This is a genomic window from Pseudoalteromonas sp. 19-MNA-CIBAN-0066 (genome assembly GCF_040308705.1).
In the GTDB taxonomy this organism is placed as follows: Bacteria; Pseudomonadota; Gammaproteobacteria; order Enterobacterales; family Alteromonadaceae; genus Pseudoalteromonas; species Pseudoalteromonas nigrifaciens.
Genome location: NZ_JBEONZ010000043.1, coordinates 1 through 20,154, shown reverse-complemented (window position 1 = coordinate 20,154; position 20,154 = coordinate 1). Strand labels below are relative to the sequence as shown.

Here is a 20,154-nt window from a genome sequence, read left to right as displayed (position 1 = left end):
ATGAACCGCCCATTGCGGACCCGCATGATGGGTGGTGTGGGGGCTGGAGGTTAGAGACCTCCGGCTACCCGATTATATATTTTTGATGCCTGACATTTCTGCAATGAAAATATTTAATTTATTTTGCAGTTCTTTATATGAATCTAATGAAGCATCATAAGCTTCATAATTATCTATTGCGTCATGATCTACTGCCTCAGATATTTTTTTATTTTGTGCTTTGCAAGACTCAAGGCTATCAATTAATTCTTTATCCATTAATGTACGATATACATTTAATACTTGCTCTTGGTTATTATTAAAATTTTCATAAACACCATCTTTGGGTTTACGAATGCTAGGTGACTCATTAATGTCTTGATTACGATAAAACTCAAGCTCAGAATAATATTCCGAAGCATGAATTACCAAAGAAAGAGAATGAGCCAAATTTAACAGAGCATCTTTATTAATATCCCAAATTCGATCTTTTCTTTGCTTTCTTGTTGAATCAAGATGGATTATCGTTGCAACAACTGTTGCAGCGGCAATTACAACATTAGTCATAAGAGCTAAGTCGAATTCAAACTTAAAAATTAGAAATCCTACTAATAAAACAAAAGCTCCTGAAATGGCCCCTAAGATAAATACAAGCACACACTCTCCTAAATATATAACAATTTAATGGTGCGCTCATCGCTGCCGACGCCACACTCATTTATCTACCTTATATAGTTTTAACAAATAACCTAAGGTATTACTATAGCTGAGTTTTCTATAACTTTAAGTAAAGTTAAATGAAACAAAATGCGCGTGACGCTCGTTTGCTTGAATATATGCGCGAACAACACAGTTAGCAAATCAATTAACTGTTGTATTAAGCCAACCTCAATGACCGCTTATCGCTCATAGCGGCCTGCCAGATGAAACCTAAGCCTAATAATTAAAACTCTCTGAACTGATGTGAATTACTTCAAATTAACTTACTAAAAACGTCTCTATCACCCGCTCTCTAAACCCGCCAAAGGCCTGTAAAAAGCTTGCCTCCTGAGGATCTGTTTGCAGCTGATTTGCTCCATTTTTGCCCCATGAAAATAATAAATCATCAACCTCAGTATTAACCTGATTATCTGGCTGAGGGTAGTTTGCTTTTTTATGAGTCTCTGTTCTAAAATATTCATTCGCTATGGCGTTATTTCTTATTAGTACACAAGTGTCGGGTAGCTCTTGGTCAATTCTATTTGCAAAAGTGCTTAGTGTTTCTTCGGCTAGGGTGAATAACCAAGCTTCTTGGTTGGGCGAGCTATTTACTCTTAATATACGGCCAAGCACCTGCCTAAAATAAAGCTCGGTTTTAACTCTACTCAAATGGCAGCATACCTGTAGCCTTGGTATGTCAGTACCTTCCGACACCATGCCAACGCTTACAATCCATTGCGTGTTGCTAAAGCGAAAATGACTGATTCTATCGGCGGCATCGCTTTCTTTGTAAGTAACTATGGTTGCTGATTGATGAAAAAGGTCGGTTAGTACAGTCACTATTTGCTCTGCATGCTCAACAGAAGAGGCAACAATTAACCCTGCGGCATTGCTATTCTGCTGCCTAATAGTGGCAAGTTTACTTACCCCTTGAGCAACAATGTAATTGATTACAGCTTCGTGCTTAATTAGATCTTGGTAGGAAATCGATGGATCTTTTAGCAAAGACTTTAATGAATTATAGGTTTTAGTTTCCTGTTTTGCTGTTGTTACCGAAATTTCTTCATTATCAATTAAAACAATTTTAGGATTGCGACAAACGCCATCATTTACGGCCTGTTGCAGCGAGTAAGTGTAATTGCACTGAATTTTATTATCAGGGTCGCTATAAGTTGCCAGCGCGATAGGGAGAAGGTCAGAGCGCCAAGGTGTGCCTGTTAAAGCTAACGTGAAAGCAGCCTGCTGTTGAATATTTTTAACAATATCTTGCCCCCATACATTGGCATCCTCAATGCTTGAACCAGCGCAATGGTGTATTTCATCAAACACCACTAACACGCGGTTGTTCTTTAATAGTTTCCAGTAGTCGTCATTAAAAAAGCGCATGTTTTGATAAGTATACGAGCAACCAACTGAGCCAATAATACCGTCAAAATTACAATTTAAACGTTTAGCAAACGTCTTTCTAATGCCATTTGCAACCTCACTAGAGGGTGAAAAACAAATCACAAAGTCTATTTGCTTTGTATCAAATAAATAAGCAGCAACTTCTGCCGCCAATACGCTTTTACCAGCCCCTGGTGTAGCTAAACAAAAAAAGTGTTTATGGTTTTGAGAGTAATGTTTTTTAACTACCGATAAGCAGGCAGTTTGCCAAGCCCTTAACATGGCTGTTTTTCTGTTATTTTATTACCCAGTAAAGTCTGCAAAGCATTTATTTTGCCAAGTAATTTAATCGATCTTTCCTTAGCCTGAGTGTGATGCAGTTGCAATTGTTCATGTAGTTTAGGGTAACGCGTAGTAAGGCGTTTGTACTCTTTAGCTTCTTCAAGCACGGTATTTAAATCAATTTCATATGTTAGTAAGTCTTTTTTAAGCTCTTCTTGGTACTCAGTAATTTCAAGATTTTCAGCTGTGGCGTTGGTAGAGTTATTGTTAGGAATATAAATTTTTTTTGCTCTACTTCCTCTAGAATTAGGCACAATTGCTAAATTTAAAAATAACTCCGTTTTTGAGTAAATAACTTCTTTAACTCCATTGTTTAATTTATTGGTTCGCTTTAATAGTCCTTTTTCAACATTACGAGTTAATTGACGGTATATAAACTTTCGGGTTTCCACCGCATCAGTAAACGCTGATTGTTCATGTAATAAAGCGTCTTTCGCTTGCGTTACAGTGAAGTTATCCATCTGTTTGATTACCAAAAGAAAATGTAAAAATACATTCATATTCGCTTTTTTACTCATTGCTAAACTTTACCACTCACCATAAACTTAGGATTCCTAAGTATACATGCTCATGTAAAAACTAGACAATCATTTAAATGTAAGAGTTACCAAGATGAAGCAACGGTGCAGGTTAAATCCTTTTTTACAGAGCGTCTTAAAGAGGCTCGAAAGCGAATGAAAATAAGCCAAAAAGAGTTAGGTATTAAAATGGGGATGGACCCAAGCTCTGCCAGTGGCAGAATGAACCATTACGAAACAGGTCGCCATATGCCCGACTTAACTACTTTAAAAAAGCTAGCGTCCGAGCTAAACGTTCCCGTAAATTACTTTTTTTGTGAATCAGAAGAAAGCGCAACTCTGGCATGTTTAATCGAAAAGCTTGATGACGAAGGTAAGCGTAAGCTCATTGAGTTGTTGGAAGAAAAAAATTGCTAATTTATTAAACTAATAAATTATTAGGTACCTACCAAAACTAAAGTGATTTAGTTACCAAAATAAAGGACTATAAAATAATGAAAAAAATTCTTACCTCACTATTTTTTCTGCTTGTGTTAACTGCATGCACAGATTCACCAGAAGAAAGAGCCAAGACAGTCTATTCAAAAACAATTTTGATGCTCAATCAGTTTAACGACGGCACTCTGGACTCAAAAAACCAAACAATACTTGGCGATAAAATAAAGTCTAATATTGATACATTAAATAACGATTATGTTGAGACAAATATTGTATTTGAAATGCTTAATTCTGGTTTCATAGGCCAGCACAACTTAAAGCAATTTAGAGCGAGACTAAAAGAATTAGAATTTGTCGAATCTGTTAAAGTTAATCCATACCTTCTTTTAGAAGCAAAGCTTAACGACATTAATCAAGCCGAGCCAAAGTTACATCTAAAAACACTTGGGGGACTTTTAAACGCGTATGCAGAAAGAAATGATCGAAAAAGTTTTAATCGTATTGCAAGCAAAGTTATTGGTGTTAATAAGGCAAAAGAATATATCTTACACCTACAGCTGAGCAATTTTAAAGACCAAGACGCTGTGCGCTTACTAAAAGAAAACAGCGACTACAAAACGTATAATGAAAAATTATCACTAGCAATAGCAGAGGGTTACCTTGTTAATGAGCTAACCATTCCAAATGAGTTGAGGCAACTTTTTGAAAATAAATTTTACGGAAAATACGGAACAAAAAAATTTACTAAATTATTTGCTAAATATAACCCAGCATTTAAAGCTGATTTATGTTCAGCAACGTTAGATGCCATAATAGAAGAAAAAGAAGATGCAACAACAACTAACGATAAGCCTTATCATTATGATGAAGCACTAGATTGTTATCTAACACACTTTGACGCAAATGATAAATTTCAAAAAGCTTATTTAACAATTATAGATAATATAAAAAACGAGCTTTCTCTTTACCATAAAACCGAACACGCAGCCGGCAGAGTTCATTCTAATCTAGAGCACATTAATGAGCTAGCATATAAACACCCAATAATCTTAGACATTTTTGATTTGAAAAAATTGAATCAAAGTGCGGCCTATGAGTTAATTAAAAGCAAAAATAAAAACATAAGCTACCACGAAGCTAATGAATTAATTGGCAAAATTTATTACTTAGCAGCTTTAGCCAAAAAAGAAGATAAAAATAATAAAAAATTAAACTCGAAGATATATGATTTACTCTATTTTGTACTACCAGAACGTAAACATATCACTAATTTTGGTAAGCAGAAGATTGCAGCCGCGCTTTATAAAGTTAATCAAACGTCATTAGCGATGAAGCTTGAGAAAGAATCTGGTTTTAATTCTAATCCTAGTTATATGGCAATGAATGATATGCATCACGAGGCATTAATAGAGTTGCTTAATACCAATGAAATAAAATCGTTCAGGAACTGGCTTAGACTCACTGAGAGCTATTTAGAAAAAGTTGACGAAGCTGATGAAATATATGTATCAAACTCTGTTAAGTTACTTGATAAAATAGTAAGTAATTTAACAGCCAATAACAGTTAATAATCAATTACGTACAACCGCTTAAAATAAATCATGCTCAACAACTAATTAAGTATGATTTATTTACTAAGCATGCAGCGATACCTAGTATTTTAAATTGACGCATATCTAAATACTTAAATACCAATTTATTATTAATTAACACTCAAAAAATCACGACCTTTGCGGTATGATAAGCTAATAATTTATATTGATATTCTTGCAAAGAGAGACCACATGGACGCTGCATCAAAAAAGCCTGCAACTAAAAAAGCCGCAAAAAAAACACAAGTCGGGTTTGAAGAATCCCTTTGGGATTCCGCGAATAAACTTCGCGGCAGTGTTGAATCAGCCGAATATAAGCACATTGTTTTAAGCTTAATCTTTCTTAAATTTATTAGTGATAAGTTTGAAGCGCGTAAAAAAGCCATTATTGCCGAGTACGGCGACGAATACATCGACATGGTCGACTTTTACGCGATGGATAACGTGTTTTATCTACCAGAAGACGCACGCTGGTCGTACATTCAAATCAACGCTAAGCAAGGCGATATAGCCGTTAAAATAGATACCGCACTGCACGCGGTTGAAAAAAACAATAAATCACTCGCCGGCGCATTGCCCGATAATTACTTTTCACGTTTAGGGCTTGATGCCAGTAAGCTCTCAGCGCTTATCGATACCATTAATAATATCGACACCATTGCCAACCAAAACGAAAAAACAGAAGAAGACTTAGTTGGCCGCGTGTACGAATACTTTTTAGGTAAATTTGCCGCCTCTGAAGGCAAAGGCGGGGGCGAGTTCTACATAATGTCATCTTCATTTTTTAGTAACGAATGCCACCTTCAAAAAGCGGCTTAAACTGTTACCCAAGTTATTTAAAATAAACAGTGTATCGCCTAGCTATCCATCCTTGAATAACATCTTCACCATCTGATATTTCAACCAGAAGCCAAACTCGATTGGATTTATCTACTACTTCTATCAAAGTACCAGTATCTAATTGCAAAATGATATCTGACTTCATTGAAGGAGATGCTCTCAAATTCACATCATTACCCGATACAACCCTTAAACCACTGAGCACTTCTCGTTCAAATCGACTCGAACCACTTCGAGCAAACTTTTTAACCTCAGATGGTTTTTCTATCAACCTCAATGTTTGTGCAAGCAGTTCCCTCTGGTCATAAATGTAATTTGATAACAAGTTGAGAAAGATCGTTAAAAATATGAACTTTAGATAATAAATTATTTTATTTTGGACATTGGTAGGCAGCTTTTCGAAATCGTTTTCTTGGGCTATATCTGAATATATATCGTCATCTAGTTCGTGAATATCTTTTCTATATTCTTGTTTTTTAAACGCTGTTTCTGCAAGTTTACCAAAGTGATTCAAAGGTGAATTATGAAGCTTAGCAATGGCTTCAAAAGCTTCAAGGTTGCAAAGCTGAGACGTTGCTTTAGCACTATCAATTAGTTTGCTAAAAGATTTACTGTGCTCAAATGCTTTAATGGATTGCTTGCTTAGTTCATCAAATCTCTGAAAAGATTTCATCCAACTAGATTGTTCAACAGCACGTAATAGCTGCTTATTGTGGTCAAAAATTTTTGTCCATTTTGGTTCATTAAATGAATTATTCAGTAGCTCTGCATTTTTAATTAGATTGCTATGTATACTCGAATTTTCAATAGCCAAACTTGTTTGGAAGCTAATATCTTCGAATCTTTTCAGGTTTTTCATCCATGCAGGTTCTTCTAAGCTCTTTAAAATACGGTTGCTATGCTCAGCTATTGCATTTGCTGCCGCTAACCACTTAGGTTCTTGAATTGTCATGGACTGGCTAAGTGCTTCCATTTGCTGTTGCATATTTGCAATAGCAGAACTTTGATGAGCAAAATTATTGAGTGCTTCGTGTTGCTTTTGCATCTTATTAATTTCATCCATCCAACTTGGATTAATCAATTTATTTAACTCGTCTTTACTCATTCAAATACATCTCCGCCATGTCATCTAATTTGGCTTTTATTTCTTTCCAGTTTGGCATTACTTGGGTTAATAAACGCCAGAATCGTTCGCTGTGATTGTGTTCAGCAATATGGCAAAGCTCATGTAGTACCACGTAATCAATGCATTCTTTGGGGGCTTTAACTAGGTGTGGGTTAAGCATTAAGTTACCTTTGGTAGAGCAGCTTCCCCATTGCTTTTTCATTGCCATAACTCGAAAAGAGGGAATGCCTGTTACCCATGTGGTCTTAGGAAGTAGTTCGGCTAGTCGCTCATGAAAAATGGCTTTTGCTTTATGCTGATACCATTTATCAATAAGTGGTTTAACTTCCACCTCCCGACTTTCTTGACTATCAGGGGCAGTATGTTTGCTTATTTCATGCTTTATCGTGACGTTTAATTTACCTCGACTGAGCTTCACACTCGGCACTTGTTCAGCATCAACAATTACCTTGAGTACATAGCGCTTACCTAAATAAAATTGGGTTTCACCACTCACGTAACGCTTGTGCAATACCGTGTCTTTTTGTTTTGCAAAGTTATTAATACTCTGCCATATCCACCTTGCACGCTTGTGCATGGCATCGCTAATAGCATCTTCGCTCGCATCATGAGGCACAGTCGCAACAACACGCTGATCAGGGTGAACCTTAATAATGACCTTGCGAGCTACTTTTTTAGCGGTATCACTAGGCTGTGTTTTACGGATAACGTCATAGCAAATGGTGTCGTTACCATAAGTAAAAACACCGTGTTCGTTGGTTGTTGCGCTGCTTTCATCAGAATGAATAGCAGCAGCTACCGTTTTTTGTGTCACTTACATTAGCCTCTAGCTATGCCTAATCGGGTTATCTTTAACACTTCTTCAATCAGTTTTTGTGCGTTATCAAGGCCAAGCTCAGCAAACAGTATGGGTAATAACTTCATGTGAATAGCGTTTTCAATTTCCGCAGGGTTAATGGAATACTCAGCAACCGCGTCATTTACGACGGCATCAATATCAAAAGCAAGCGCTACCAATTTCTCATTATCCAATGCCTTTTCAGTTAAAAGCTCACTATCAAATAAATGTTTGAACAGGCCAAAATAGGCTTGGGCATGTTTGTTTAACTTGCCTGCGTCATCCATAAAGTCATTGGGAACATCAACGATTTTGCGGTCTTTTACTTCTTGCTCAAAGTCAGCGAACAATATGTACTGCTTAACTGGGGCATCAAACATGGCTTTGGCATCTTCAATGGCCTTTTTAAGCATCTTAGAAAAATATTCCTGCGCATAAGGATCATCTGCTAAGTCTTGCTCAATCATCTTGGTAATACGGCCAGTGATTTTATCTGTTTGGTTACGAGCCTCGTCATCGCTCATATCCTGTGGCTTAACGTCTTTGCCCAAGTTACCAACTAAATATGCACCATCAGGTTCTTTTACTTCAATACCCGCTATGTGTTTATCAAGCAAGCTTCGAATATCTTCAGCGTATTCATCATAGTTAATGGTTTCGTCGGCATCTTCACGTACTTGCTTACGTAAATCGACAAAGGCTTTTAAGTCTCGTTTGTATAGGTCGCGCTTGTTATCAAACGACTTATCTTCAAAGTAGGTGGCTGATTGCAGCGCTACTTTCATACAGTTTGAAAATGCCGTGAGTATTGAGTAAAAATCATCACGCTTTTTAAGGTTGGTGTCGGTAAGCTTACCACCAACCTCATGTACTTTTGGTGCTAATGCTTGGCGTAAAGCGGGGCCATCTTGTTTGTTTTTAACCCCATCGAATATCGCCCATAAATCGCTGTGTAACCCCGGAAGCTTTTTGTATTCCGTATCCATTCGGTTATATAAACCTTTTAGGTCATCTATATCAAAACCGCCTTGAGTGCGCTCAGCAAGGTCTTGGTACTTTTCTATGGTGGTATCAAGCTCTTTTAATATGCCTCGGTAGTCAATCAAGTAGCCAAACTGCTTTTTGCTATGCAAACGGTTTACGCGGGCAATGGCTTGAATCAGGTTGTGCTCTTTAAGGGGTTTATCAATATACAGTACGGTGTTCTTTGGCTCATCAAAGCCCGTTAGCAGTTTATCAACCACTATCATGATGTCGGGGCCGTCATCTCTGCCAAAGTCTTCAATAATTGCTTTGGTGTAGGCTTTTTCATCCATTTTATCAACATTGGCTTTCCACCAATTTTGTACAATGTCTTTACTTTCTTGATCAACTACATCATGCCCCTCACGCGTGTCAGGAGCCGACATTGCAACAACTGTTGTCACGGTGCCAATTTTATCTAATGCCTCTTTGTAGCGTATTGCAGATGCTTTAGAGTCACAAGCTAGCTGGCCTTTTAAACCTTGGTGCTTAAAATTTTGAAAGTGGTCGGCAATATCATAGGCAATTAACATAATGCGATCGGCAGTTTGATAAATCTGACCTTTTTGCGAAAACTTTCTTTTTAAATCAGTTTTTTGTTTGTCGCTCAGCTTACTGGTACTACGATCAAACCATGCATCAATGGCTTTGTCGTTAACGTTTAGCTCTGGTATACGCTCTTCATACAGCAGTGGGGTAACGGTTTTATCTTCAACCGCTTGTTGCATCGTATAAGAGTGAATAATTTTACCGAACTTGTTTTCGGTCTTATCGTCTTTTAATAGCGGCGTACCTGTAAAGGCGATAAAAGCAGCTTTAGGCAGGGTTTGCTGCATACGGATATTATTTTCACCGTTTTGGCTGCGGTGACCTTCATCCACTAATACAATAATATTAGGGCTATCGTTGTAACAGTCTTTGTGTTTTATTGCAGAGCCAAACTTATTAATGATCGAGAAAATAACCCGTTCGTTACCTTGACCAATTTGCTCGGCCAAACGCTTACCTGTGGTCGCCATAGCATCTTTTTTATCGCGGTCGGTCAGTACACCACCAGAAGCAAACGTACGGCTTAGCTGGTCTTCTAAATCCACTCGGTCAGTCACAATAATTACGCGGCACTGTGCTAGCTCTTCAAGCCATATAAGCGCCTTAGATAAAAACACCATAGTAAACGACTTACCACTGCCCGTAGTATGCCAAATAACGCCGCCTTCACGCGCACCCGTGTCATCAAATGTATTAATTCGCTCAATAAGTGCTTTTATACCAAACACCTGCTGGTATCGAGCTACAATCTTGCCTGCTTTTTTATCAAACAAAGTAAACAGGCGGGTCATATCCAGTAGGCGCTCAGGGCGTAATAAACTTACAATCAGTCTATCTTGGTCGGTTACCGTCAGCTCACCTGCGGCAATAAGCGACTGGTAATCATCTTTATCTTTTGCAGGGCGATGATTAAAGAGTGCATTTAATTGCTCACCACGCAGCGTATGGTTTTTGAGCCTGACAAATTCTGCTTCCGGTATATGCTCTTCTTTCCACTTTGCCCAAAACTTCTCAGGGGTGCCGCATGTTGCATACAAGCCCTCATGCCCGTTTATGGCTAACAATAACTGGCTGTACGCATATAAATGCGGTATTTCATCCTGTTTTTGGTTACGAATATGCTGAGAGATTGCTTCAAAGTTGGTCGATTTACCTTCTTTGTTTGAATCGGGGCGTTTCGCCTCAATCACAACTAATGGCAACCCATTTACAAAACACACAATGTCCGGTCTGCGGTTGCCCGTACCCTCGGCATTTTGTATTACTAATTCTTCGGTACAATGAAAGGCATTGTTATCAATATTATGCCAATCAATCAGCTTAATAGTGGGCGAGGCTTTTTTACCATCAATAAATTCAGTCACACTCACGCCATACATTAGCGCATCATAAATTTTCTCATTAGCCGCTTTTAAACCAAGGTTCATGGCTGGGTTTAGCTCATGCATCACTTTATCAATGGCCGCCTCAGATAATGTATGTTGCTTACCTGCAAACGAGAACGTTTGCTTTGCTAAGAAAGCACGCATTACAGGGAGTAAAACAACCTGATGAGTGCTCTTCTTTTCGCTTGCTAAGGTATTACCACGTAACGCCTCGCATTCACTTGGTGGAATGAAGATGTAACCTAGGTTGGATAAGAGAGTCAGTGCTGGTATTTTTGCACTGAATTCTTCCTGAAAGTTAACTGTCGTAGTCATTTCTAATCCTTTAGCACATTGTCAGCGTTTGAATCGCTTCAGCGCAAATAGATGCAAAGTCATCTGTTCGCCAATATCCACCTTGAAAGTATCGAGCACTTTCTTCCTTCCATACATCGACATTGTCTGTTGGAGTAAAATGCTCTTTATTATGCAAAGCAGTACACCCAAGCATATAACAGATTAGTTCGTGCTCATCAGGGCGACCTTGAATGTCATTTGACAAACTTGATATACCAAGACAGTTACCAATATCCTTCGCATCAATTCTTTTTTGTAGTATCGAAAAAGCTACTTCGGGCTGAATGCTATAAATTGCAATAGCCAGTATGGTAAGCACTTTATATCCAAAATTTGTATTGCTTTGAAGGTTATTTGATTGGGCTAGAGTTACATAAATTTCTATATGTCGAACAATAGTCTCTACTTCTCTTAGGGATAATCTATTGGCAATAATAATTTGTTTTATTGTTCTAATTGAGCCACATTCATATAGCTTCATATCTTCCAATACATGGCTTGATCTAACTAAGTTTTTATAGTGTTCAATTGCAGCAATACTTTCACGGTGAGCATTGGTATCGACTGTTTCAGGAAGAGCGATAGTGAATTTAACAAATTTATCTAAATATCTTTGAGCATCAACTGCATGACCATAACAATGATTTATTGACGCTTTAAGTTGCTTCGTATTGGTGATCAAAACAAAGCCAACGCCCTCTACATCAAATGTGTGCTTTATAATTTCAAGCATATCGACAGCAAAGTTAGGTCTACATCGATCAAGTTCATCGACAAACAATACAATAGGTTTGATAGCCGCAATTTCTGCTAATGCATTTTGTAAAGCTTTTAAGTTTTTTTCTGCTTTCACGTGATCTTTTAATACTGATTCAACAGTCGCATCAATAGCTTTGTCTGCGGCTTTTTGAATCTCTTTATCAAAATCATCTGCAACATCTGCAAAATCTTGTTTTAAAGCATGTGCCACAACAGCTTTTGCAGATGCTTTAAAGCCATAACGCACAGCAGGTAAAGCTTTTTTCATAAAGCTTTGCTTACTCTCATCATCTGGCAAAACTTTGATGACCTCGGCAAGTACAGTCATTAATGGGTCATCAGCATGATCTGCCTTGAATGCATCAATATAAATTAAATGATGCGAATCATTACCGTGCATGAGGTTGATAAGCTTATAACAAAACTCTGTCTTCCCAGTTCCCCAACTACCATCGATCACCATAGGGGAAATATTGATGTCCGCCTGCAATAGTGAAATCGCTTTTTCAGCGATGCCCTTACGCTTAAATTCATCTCTATCATCAAATGTTAGTGCGGTGATATCCATATCGTTATGCTGCCTCTATATTGTCTACTTTCACTCTGCGCTTGCCTGTTAACAATTGCTGCATAAGCGCTTTTTTCTCTTGTTTTAGGTCAGCAAGTTGTTGTTGAAGAATTTCAATTTCAATTTCTGCATTTGTAAGACACAATGCGATAGCATTTATCTCGTCTTCGTCTGTTGGAATAGTGAACTTAAATTTGTGCAGATCACTAGTGTTGATTGAATTTATGGTTGCGCCTAAATTCATATTTACTTGTCTAAAAAACTCACTCGATTGAAAAAGTTGGCTGACGTATAAAGGGTGCTTACCTCTAAAGAGTGTCATAAATGCACCATGAGCTTGCCCTACAGCTCGACCTTTAATTAGAGTGCTCTTACCAATGAGATTTTTACTGCCGTTTCGAACACAAACTAAAATATCGTTTTCTTGAGTTTTTGATTTAACTTTTAAGTCTGCACTTACAAAAACGTTATCTTCGAAAGCAAGCTTGCTGTTTTGAATGTTTGATGAACGAAGTACAAGCACTCCATCATCAACGGTATCTGTTGGCTTATAAGTTAAACCTGTAATGCATTTACCTATGTCACCTAGATGGATCTGCTTCCAGTCTTTAGTAAATCCAGCAAAGCGTTTTTTGCCAGTGAGCAGTTGTTGCATCAGGGCTTTTTTCTGCTGTTTGCTGTTGTCGATTAGGCGTTCGGTGGTGCTAATCGCTTTATCCCAAGAGGATAGGATATTGGCGATTTTACGTTGTTCTGAGAGTGGGGGTAATAGAACTCGAAACTTTTTTAAGTCTTTAGTATTGATATGAAGGATGGTAGAACCGACCTCAAGCCCTTTTAGTCTAGCTCTGCCCATTTCTGAATTAATGTAGAAGCTCAGAAATTGAGGAAATACATATTCGCTTTTTGTTCTAGTAACAATTAACGCATGACAATTTGCACCATTAAATTCATCTGGCACTACAGCAGTTTCACCTATGTGACCTGACTGGACCATCAATAAGTCACCTTTTTTAAGTTTCGTTTTTTCTTGTTTTGCATGAAACTCTTGATTGATATATCTAATTCCTTTTGGATCAATCTTATTTGCCCTAACGTTTGTTCCGTAAAGGTAGGGGATTCCCAGTTCGTTTGTGTAGTAAGGCGTTGCTGTGCCAACAAAGCCATTCGTTATGAGGCTGGATACCTCCTGTAAATAAGGGGCATCCCAGTCCAACGGTGATGGACCTACATCATGAGGTGTGTAACGCTCTCGCTTAGATTTCATAACCTAACTCCTTTAAATAGCCTTCCATTTCTGCTTCAAGGGCTTGCAGCTCATTTTTTAGTTGCACACGCTCAGTGCGTACCGCCACTAAATCAATTTCAGCTTCTTCTTCAAAGGTATCAACGTAACGCGGAATGTTTAGGTTAAAGTCGTTTTCGGCAATTTCATCAAAGCTTGCTAGGTATGAGTATTTATCGGTGGTTTCACGCGCTTTGTAGGTGTCGATAACTTTTTGGATGTTGTCAGGTGTTAACTGGTTTTGGTTTTTGCCTGATTTAAATTCGCGGCTGGCATCAATAAACAGCACGTTATTGTCAGTTTTTTGCTTTTTGAATATTAAAATAGCGGCTGGAATACCTGTACCAAAAAATAGCTTTTCTGGCAGGCCAATAACGGTATCAAGCAAGTTTTCTTCAATCAGTTGCTTACGAATTTTGCCTTCGCTTGATGCGCGAAATAGCACGCCATGTGGCACAACTACCGCCATGCGGCCAGTGTCTGGCTTTAGTGTTTCAATCATGTGGCTAATAAACGCATAATCGCCTTTGGTTTTAGGCGGCACACCACGGCGGAAACGCCCGTAAGGGTCGCTACTTGCATCGTCATGCCCCCATTTATCCAAGCTAAATGGCGGGTTGGCGGTAACTACATCAAAGTGCAATAAGCCGTTGCCGTCTTTATCAAGTAGCAGTGGGTTGCGAATGGTGTCGCCCCATTCAATACGGTGGTTGTCTTCACCGTGTAGGAACATATTCATTTTTGCCAGTGCCCAAGTAGAGCCGATAGCTTCTTGGCCAAATAAAGCGTATTTTTTTGAGCCAGAGTTTTTACGTACCATAGCGCCACACTTTAAAAGCAATGAGCCACTCCCAGTACATGGGTCACATATTTGGTCACCTTCAACAGGCTCTAAAACCGTTGCTAAAAGGGTTGAGACCTCAGGCGGAGTGTAGTATTCACCAGCGGTCGCGCCACTGCCAGCGGCAAAGTGTTTAATAAGATATTCATAGGCATTACCGATAATATCTAAGCTGCCTACACGCTCTGTACTTAGGTTTAAAATGTCTTTACCAAAGTCTTCTAGTAAGTGGCGCAGTAAATCGTTTTTTTGTTTTTCTTGGCCTAAGCGGTCTGTGTTAAAGCTGATATCTTGGAATACGTTTTTAAGCTTGCTGCCGTTAGCTTCTTCTAGTGCGTGTAAGGCTTTATCAATACGCTCACCATTACCTGCTTCATAGCGTTTTTCGTATAAATCCCAAAAGCTCGCACCTTCTGGCAATACAAAGCGCTGCTTCGACATCATAGCGTGGATTAAGTCGGGGTTATCGCCATACTGAGTAATTAGCTTGTTGTATTCATCTTTGTATACATCAGAGATGTATTTTAAAAACAGCATGGTGAGGATGAAGTCTTTATAGGTATCGGCACTAATAACACCGCGAAAGGTGTCGCAGGCGTTCCACACCGCTTTATTAATATCGTCCTGATTGATTTGGTTGGTTGTGGTCATATTTTTAAGTCCTTGTTATTAAATTGTTTAATCTGTTTTGTGTTAGCCAACGCTACTAAGTGCATGCATGGCAATGGCTTCTAATTGTTGTTGCCTATTTTCAATCAGCTTTTGTAATACTTTTTGCTCTTTTACCCCGCAGCGGTGCATTGCTGTGAGTTGCTTTTGTTTTTCAAGTGTAAGCACCTTGATTGGCACATTCTCCAATACCTGCCTGCGAATACTTAAATACATTGAGCCTTCAGCAGTGGCTTTAAAATAACGCTGTGCAGGTTGTTGGTTAAGTTGCCAACATAAAAAGTCGGGCAAAATCACATCTTTTAACTCAGCCTTTATACGCACCACAAAAAAGTGTGGTGAGCAGACTGTACGCTCTAAAACCTTTTGTACCAAAGCGCTGTAGTGTTTTGCACCTTTTGCGACAAATAACACATCGCCATTTTTCAACCAGTCGGGTTGTTTTTTAGTGCTTAATTGGGTTTGAACCAATGTGGTTTTGTTTATTTCACCTGTTGGCTCGGTGTTCCTTACTTGAACAACATGTACGTCACCCTTGTCGTATTGCTTTACGGTGCCACGAAAAGGGTGGCCTAAGCGGATATCGGCAATATCACTCAAACGTACCTCTTTAGCAGCGTGGTGCATTTTCGCATTCATGAACGTTAAGCCTTGGTTGTGTTCAGCTATCCGATTTCTCCAAAAACAAATAAACGCCAATGGGGTATAACCAACTGGCGTTACAAAATCGGAATTAATTTAATGAAAATTATTGTGGCTGACATTATGTGTAAGGTCAATTATTTTTGCAGTTATAAAATACTGCAACTTGTTGTTGACATATAAAATAACCAGACCTATATTTGCAGTATTGAAATGGAGCATTAAATTTGATTGGCAATTATCCTAAAGTCGTTAAACAAACTGTAAATATAGGCAGCCTGCCTTACGTATCGAACGTTGATGAGGAAGGTCAACGCACTATCGCTTTTCATGAAGATCACATTATCGAGTGTTTCCCTAGAGTGTTGTCACTGGTTCGAATTCAGGACGCTCTGGAAATCAATTTATTCCTAGAGCACAGATATAAAGGGCTTTTTATGCCACCTAAACGTGGCGGTAAAAAGAACCCTCTTGGTGGTGTATCTCTTATTACTGTGCAGTCGTTAGCAAATTCGATGAGTTTGTTTTTGCAATGGGTTGAGAAGAATAACGTGGACTGGCATGAGGTTTATGCCGTAAGTGACAGTGATAAAGCGAAATATTGGCTTCCTGTGTACCGCTATCGCAAGCACCTTATAGAACAAGTGATTGCAAAGGATATCGACCGAGATACGGCAAATCTATATATCAACCATGTTAGGCAGTTTTACGAGTGGGCAAGAAAGCAACGCAGAATTGATAAAGTGCCATTCAAATATAAAACCAAGGTCATTAAAAAAAAGCGCAAAGATGGTGGCTTAGACTTGCTATTTACCGACTACGGTAGCGAGGAAAAAGGCTTTACCATTACCACAACTGACTTGCTGATCCCTAAAAAGTATAAGCAAAAGAAATCAGGCGATGCGGGTTTATCACCTTACAGCCAAGATGAACTAAAGCTACTCTATGCCAGCAAGGAACTGACAAAGCAAGGTGCAAAATTGCGAGTGGATTTGGCTGTGCAATGCGGCTTGCGTGCAGAAGAGATTGCGACTTTTACTGCCAGTCATGTTGTTGATCCTGCCTTGGATAATAAAGCGATTTATAACGTAACCATAGTCGGCAAGTACGACAAAGAGCGCACGGTAATGGTGTCAAAAGGCTTGATGACATCACTTTGGCAATATCGTAACGGCAAAGAACACCAAAATAGGTTAGCTAAGTGGCAGCTTGAACATGGTAATTGTGATGATTCACCACTTTTTCTTAATCGCTCTGGTGATTTTATGTCTCGTAAATCTATCGGCAATGTGATCTCAAAAGTGCGTAAGGAATTAGCGCCACTAGGGAAAACATTAAAACGTGATTTTCATGATTTACGTTCAACTTTTGCAACAAACCTTGCTGGTTTCCTAATCCATAAGAATCTGCCCATTGGCTTTGTGCAATACAAGCTAATGCAGTTGATGGGCCATGCGGATTTTTCAACGACTCAAAAGTACATCAATTTCGCTCGGTCACTGACATTTGATAAGCAAATGGCGAGTTGGGTAGATAAATTGTTTGGTGAGTTTGTTACCCCACTACAAGAGGATGCATTTAATGCTGAGCAATCGGGAGGTTCAGATGCTTGATACCGTGCTTGATTTGTCACAGTTGGAAGAGCAGCTAGGCAGATGTTTAACTGACGAAAACTGTAAACGGATTAAACAACACATTGGCTTTCTAAAACGGCTTTTGCTGCGTCATTCCATGTTGCGAAACCATTGCCAGAGTTTAATACAAGATGTTAATTACTTGGTTACCAGGCCCCGCTAAAGGGCTGCATTTTTATTTATATTTGATACTCGATATATTTAGTCGAAAGATTGTTGGATGGGAAATTCATGATGACGAATCAGCAGGAAATGCATCAATATTAATTAAGAAAGTTCATTTAAAAGAAGGAGTTAAAGATAATCCTCTGGTACTGCATTCGGATAATGGAAGCCCAATGAAAGGCTCATCAATGCTTGAAACACTTTATAGTTTAGGTGTCGTGTCGTCTTTTAATCGTCCTAGGGTGAGCAATGATAATGCTTATGCTGAGTCGATATTTAAAACGTGTAAATATCGCCCTGACTATCCGTATAAAGGGTTTTCAACAATTGATGAGGCGCGTAGTTGGGTGTTGAAATTTAGCCACTGGTATAATTTTAACCACAAACATAGTGGCATCAAATACGTCAGCCCACATCAAAGGCATTCAGGATTAGCGGGTGACATATTGGCTAATAGAAAAGAAGTTTATCAAGGTGCTAAAGATGCTCACCCTGAGCGCTGGAGCGGTAATATCCGTAATTGGGATTTACCAAAAGAAGTGTACTTAAACCCTGAACAAAATAGTGTCAAGGCTGAGAGTGCATAACGTAGTGATCGCGACAACTAGTTTGACAAACACCGTTTACCGCTAAGTTTAAACGTACGATTGTACCTTCATGTTTTGGTTGAAGATAATGCTAAAAATTAGAGCTTATGAAGAAGACTCTTTTTCTTTCTACAAAGATATTGTTAAGTCTAAAAGGAATACAGAGGCAAATCCAGATTTTAAAGAAGAGCTTGCTGTAATTTCTGATACTCAATCACATTACTTTGAAGATTACGATGATGCATTTGATATGGACTCGCTAGCTTTAATGCAGAGCATGCCATACAGTGAGAATGATAAAGCTAATTTAAAATCTTTATATAATTATAGAAATAAAAAAATTAAGGCCTTAAAAAATACGCTTACTAAACACCCTCATCATAGGGAACATATTTTTAATACTTGTCAAAATTGCACTATAAATGATGTTGACTCAATGGATCATGTACTAGGTCAGACAGAATTTCCAGAGTATTCTGTCCACCCTAAAAACTTATTTCCATGTTGCACTGATTGTAATAGAAAAAAATCAGACAAATTTGTTGATGATAATGGCTCACATTTATTTTTAAACTTGTTTATAGATGACTTACCCAAATCACATTATCTTAAAGTAAGATTTGAAGCCAATTGGATGCCAAGGTTCTATTTAGAGCAGCCTGACGATGTGACTGATGATGTGTTTAATCTAATTAAAAATCATTATGAGCATCTAGATCTATTGGAAAGATTTAGAGGTAAAGGCGGTGAAATTATTAATAACTTAAAAGCTATTATTAAGGGGTATAAAGGACTTGAAGTTAATATAGAGGATAAAATTAATGAACAATGTACGGAACTGGAAACCTACTTAGGATACAACCATCGGCAGGTAGTTATATACCGTGCACTAGGTGCTTCAGAAAATTTCATTCAATATTGTATAACTTAACCGGAATGGGACAGCAGATACATTTCAAATAGGGGAGAGCATTCTGCTTTTAACTTAATATTTTTCGCAAATTCTATTATTTTATAGATTTTTCGTATATCCCTATTATTACGTATTAACGATTATTAAAAAATTAGAATCCATTTGGTTATCGTTCATTATAGTTGTTGTAAAATAAGTACATAGATTAGGAAAATTGAGATACACAATGTGTATCTCAATTTAAAGTATAACTCATTGTTACAATTCAAAAAAATAATTAGTACACAGTAATCACTATATATAATGTCTAGTATTGGACATTACAGAGCTAATAAAGAGAGTATGTGGCACTCCTTATTAATACATATATAACAACCTATAATTTATATTATGTTAAATAGGGTTTGCAATAAGCTATTCAGTATAACTATGTGTGTTGTAAGCCTTCTCGTTACGAGATTATTAAGTGTATTTTACGTTTTTAAGCAAATTCAATACAGCTGCTTTCCTACTACTACGAATACATAACTTTAAATATGGATGCTTTACTTACATGAGCCCTATAAAGCAAGTTTGTTATTTAAACATGTATTTGTATAAAACAAGCCCGCTGATAATTTAGCGGTTAAAGTTCTCCTTGTTTATAAAGCGCACCTATCTATAACTAACCAGTCTGCAAGTATATTGTTATGCCTTTGCTATATTTTCAATTCAAAGAACGGAATTTTGCTGCTTACTATTTATGTGGCTTCTTATACTCTTTGTATATAAACACTTATGTTGCAATTATTATCTTATCTAGCTTAATGAATCAGGCCCCTTAAAGCATTTCTTTCTTTTAGCTATGCATAAATTACCAATTTAACTTAGGTAATATTCAGCTACTATTTCATACCTACACGTTACTTATAAATCTCTATATGCATATCCTTGCTTAACTTATTCTATAAATTTACTAGCAGCTATCTAGCGTCAATTAACTTGGCCGGTTCCGCGTCAATTATCTTGGCCGGTTGACACCGAATTTTATTTGCTCTTAT

General features: G+C 37.9%; 16 protein-coding genes. 6 read left to right on the top strand and 10 right to left on the bottom strand.

The window, feature by feature from the left end:
- Positions 1-72 precede the first annotated feature (72 nt).
- From AAEZ18_RS16460 to AAEZ18_RS16450, 3 genes are all read right to left on the bottom strand, one after another.
- A complete protein-coding gene (locus AAEZ18_RS16460) occupies positions 73-636 on the bottom strand; it encodes a hypothetical protein (protein WP_350595215.1) in 564 nt (187 codons plus the stop codon).
- A 321-nt stretch (positions 637-957) separates the two neighbouring features.
- Positions 958-2,346 carry a DEAD/DEAH box helicase gene (locus AAEZ18_RS16455; RefSeq protein WP_086996283.1) on the bottom strand — a complete coding sequence of 463 codons (1,389 nt, stop codon included), beginning with the start codon at positions 2,344-2,346 and terminating at the stop codon, positions 958-960.
- On the bottom strand, positions 2,340-2,924 hold the full coding sequence (locus tag AAEZ18_RS16450; protein ID WP_086996280.1) for a VspR family transcription factor: 585 nt from the start codon (positions 2,922-2,924) through the stop codon (positions 2,340-2,342). Before AAEZ18_RS16450 ends, AAEZ18_RS16455 begins: the two co-directional genes overlap by 7 nt.
- Positions 2,925-3,029: 105 nt before the next feature.
- On the opposite strand from AAEZ18_RS16450, the gene AAEZ18_RS16445 reads away from it, so the two are divergent.
- The 3 genes from AAEZ18_RS16445 to AAEZ18_RS16435 all read left to right on the top strand — a co-directional run bounded on the left by AAEZ18_RS16445 (position 3,030) and on the right by AAEZ18_RS16435 (position 5,773).
- Positions 3,030-3,341, top strand: a complete 312-nt coding sequence (locus AAEZ18_RS16445) for a helix-turn-helix domain-containing protein (RefSeq protein WP_254910737.1) — start codon at positions 3,030-3,032, stop codon at positions 3,339-3,341.
- Positions 3,342-3,418: 77 nt separating this feature from the next.
- Positions 3,419-4,930 carry a hypothetical protein gene (locus AAEZ18_RS16440; RefSeq protein WP_086996274.1) on the top strand — a complete coding sequence of 504 codons (1,512 nt, stop codon included), beginning with the start codon at positions 3,419-3,421 and terminating at the stop codon, positions 4,928-4,930.
- Between the two features lie 216 nt (positions 4,931-5,146).
- Positions 5,147-5,773 (top strand): type I restriction-modification system subunit M N-terminal domain-containing protein, encoded by a 627-nt coding sequence (locus tag AAEZ18_RS16435; RefSeq protein WP_502935387.1) that lies wholly within the window; start codon positions 5,147-5,149, stop codon positions 5,771-5,773.
- Positions 5,774-5,786: 13 nt separating this feature from the next.
- Here the strand turns inward: AAEZ18_RS16435 and AAEZ18_RS16430 are convergent, their stop codons facing one another.
- Genes AAEZ18_RS16430 through AAEZ18_RS16400 form a run of 7 tightly spaced genes read right to left on the bottom strand, consistent with a single transcriptional unit; the run spans position 5,787 to position 15,812 of the window.
- On the bottom strand, positions 5,787-6,899 hold the full coding sequence (locus AAEZ18_RS16430; protein ID WP_350595211.1) for an SH3 domain-containing protein: 1,113 nt from the start codon (positions 6,897-6,899) through the stop codon (positions 5,787-5,789).
- Positions 6,892-7,734 (bottom strand): M48 family metallopeptidase, encoded by an 843-nt coding sequence (locus AAEZ18_RS16425; protein ID WP_350595209.1) that lies wholly within the window; start codon positions 7,732-7,734, stop codon positions 6,892-6,894. The genes AAEZ18_RS16430 and AAEZ18_RS16425 overlap by 8 nt, the downstream gene beginning before the upstream one ends.
- Positions 7,735-7,739: 5 nt before the next feature.
- Positions 7,740-11,030, bottom strand: a complete 3,291-nt coding sequence (locus tag AAEZ18_RS16420; RefSeq protein WP_350595207.1) for a type I restriction endonuclease subunit R — start codon at positions 11,028-11,030, stop codon at positions 7,740-7,742.
- Positions 11,031-11,040: 10 nt separating this feature from the next.
- Positions 11,041-12,378: a KAP family P-loop NTPase fold protein gene (locus AAEZ18_RS16415; RefSeq protein ID WP_350595205.1), complete on the bottom strand. Its 1,338-nt coding sequence runs from the start codon at positions 12,376-12,378 to the stop codon at positions 11,041-11,043.
- 4 nt (positions 12,379-12,382) lie between these two features.
- Positions 12,383-13,645, bottom strand: coding sequence for a restriction endonuclease subunit S (locus AAEZ18_RS16410; RefSeq protein WP_350595203.1), 1,263 nt, complete (start codon positions 13,643-13,645; stop codon positions 12,383-12,385).
- Positions 13,635-15,155 (bottom strand): type I restriction-modification system subunit M, encoded by a 1,521-nt coding sequence (locus AAEZ18_RS16405; RefSeq protein ID WP_350595202.1) that lies wholly within the window; start codon positions 15,153-15,155, stop codon positions 13,635-13,637. The genes AAEZ18_RS16410 and AAEZ18_RS16405 overlap by 11 nt, the downstream gene beginning before the upstream one ends.
- A 42-nt stretch (positions 15,156-15,197) precedes the next feature.
- Positions 15,198-15,812 carry a restriction endonuclease subunit S gene (locus AAEZ18_RS16400; protein WP_350595200.1) on the bottom strand — a complete coding sequence of 205 codons (615 nt, stop codon included), beginning with the start codon at positions 15,810-15,812 and terminating at the stop codon, positions 15,198-15,200.
- Positions 15,813-16,042: 230 nt separating this feature from the next.
- Between AAEZ18_RS16400 and AAEZ18_RS16395 the strand changes: the two genes are divergently transcribed.
- From AAEZ18_RS16395 to AAEZ18_RS16385, 3 genes are all read left to right on the top strand, one after another.
- Entirely contained in the window at positions 16,043-17,428 is a 1,386-nt protein-coding gene (locus AAEZ18_RS16395; RefSeq protein WP_350595198.1) for a tyrosine-type recombinase/integrase, read from the top strand.
- Positions 17,429-17,580: 152 nt separating this feature from the next.
- Positions 17,581-18,201, top strand: coding sequence for an integrase core domain-containing protein (locus AAEZ18_RS16390; RefSeq protein WP_350595196.1), 621 nt, complete (start codon positions 17,581-17,583; stop codon positions 18,199-18,201).
- Positions 18,202-18,289: 88 nt separating this feature from the next.
- Entirely contained in the window at positions 18,290-19,132 is an 843-nt protein-coding gene (locus tag AAEZ18_RS16385) for a hypothetical protein (RefSeq protein WP_086998550.1), read from the top strand.
- The last annotated feature ends 1,022 nt before the right edge of the window (positions 19,133-20,154 follow it).

Bases quoted from the DNA above. Each gene is read 5' to 3' on its own strand.
- AAEZ18_RS16435 (WP_502935387.1), top strand. From the start codon at position 5,147: ATGGACGCTGCATCAAAAAAGCCTGCAACTAAAAAAGCCGCAAAAAAA.
- AAEZ18_RS16385 (WP_086998550.1), top strand. From the start codon at position 18,290: ATGCTAAAAATTAGAGCTTATGAAGAAGACTCTTTTTCTTTCTACAAA.
- AAEZ18_RS16450 (WP_086996280.1), bottom strand. From the start codon at position 2,924: ATGAGTAAAAAAGCGAATATGAATGTATTTTTACATTTTCTTTTGGTA.
- AAEZ18_RS16390 (WP_350595196.1), top strand. From the start codon at position 17,581: ATGTTAATTACTTGGTTACCAGGCCCCGCTAAAGGGCTGCATTTTTAT.
- AAEZ18_RS16410 (WP_350595203.1), bottom strand. From the start codon at position 13,645: ATGAAATCTAAGCGAGAGCGTTACACACCTCATGATGTAGGTCCATCA.
- AAEZ18_RS16420 (WP_350595207.1), bottom strand. From the start codon at position 11,030: ATGACTACGACAGTTAACTTTCAGGAAGAATTCAGTGCAAAAATACCA.
- AAEZ18_RS16405 (WP_350595202.1), bottom strand. From the start codon at position 15,155: ATGACCACAACCAACCAAATCAATCAGGACGATATTAATAAAGCGGTG.
- AAEZ18_RS16415 (WP_350595205.1), bottom strand. From the start codon at position 12,378: ATGGATATCACCGCACTAACATTTGATGATAGAGATGAATTTAAGCGT.
- AAEZ18_RS16455 (WP_086996283.1), bottom strand. From the start codon at position 2,346: ATGTTAAGGGCTTGGCAAACTGCCTGCTTATCGGTAGTTAAAAAACAT.
- AAEZ18_RS16430 (WP_350595211.1), bottom strand. From the start codon at position 6,899: ATGAGTAAAGACGAGTTAAATAAATTGATTAATCCAAGTTGGATGGAT.
- AAEZ18_RS16400 (WP_350595200.1), bottom strand. From the start codon at position 15,812: ATGAATGCGAAAATGCACCACGCTGCTAAAGAGGTACGTTTGAGTGAT.
- AAEZ18_RS16440 (WP_086996274.1), top strand. From the start codon at position 3,419: ATGAAAAAAATTCTTACCTCACTATTTTTTCTGCTTGTGTTAACTGCA.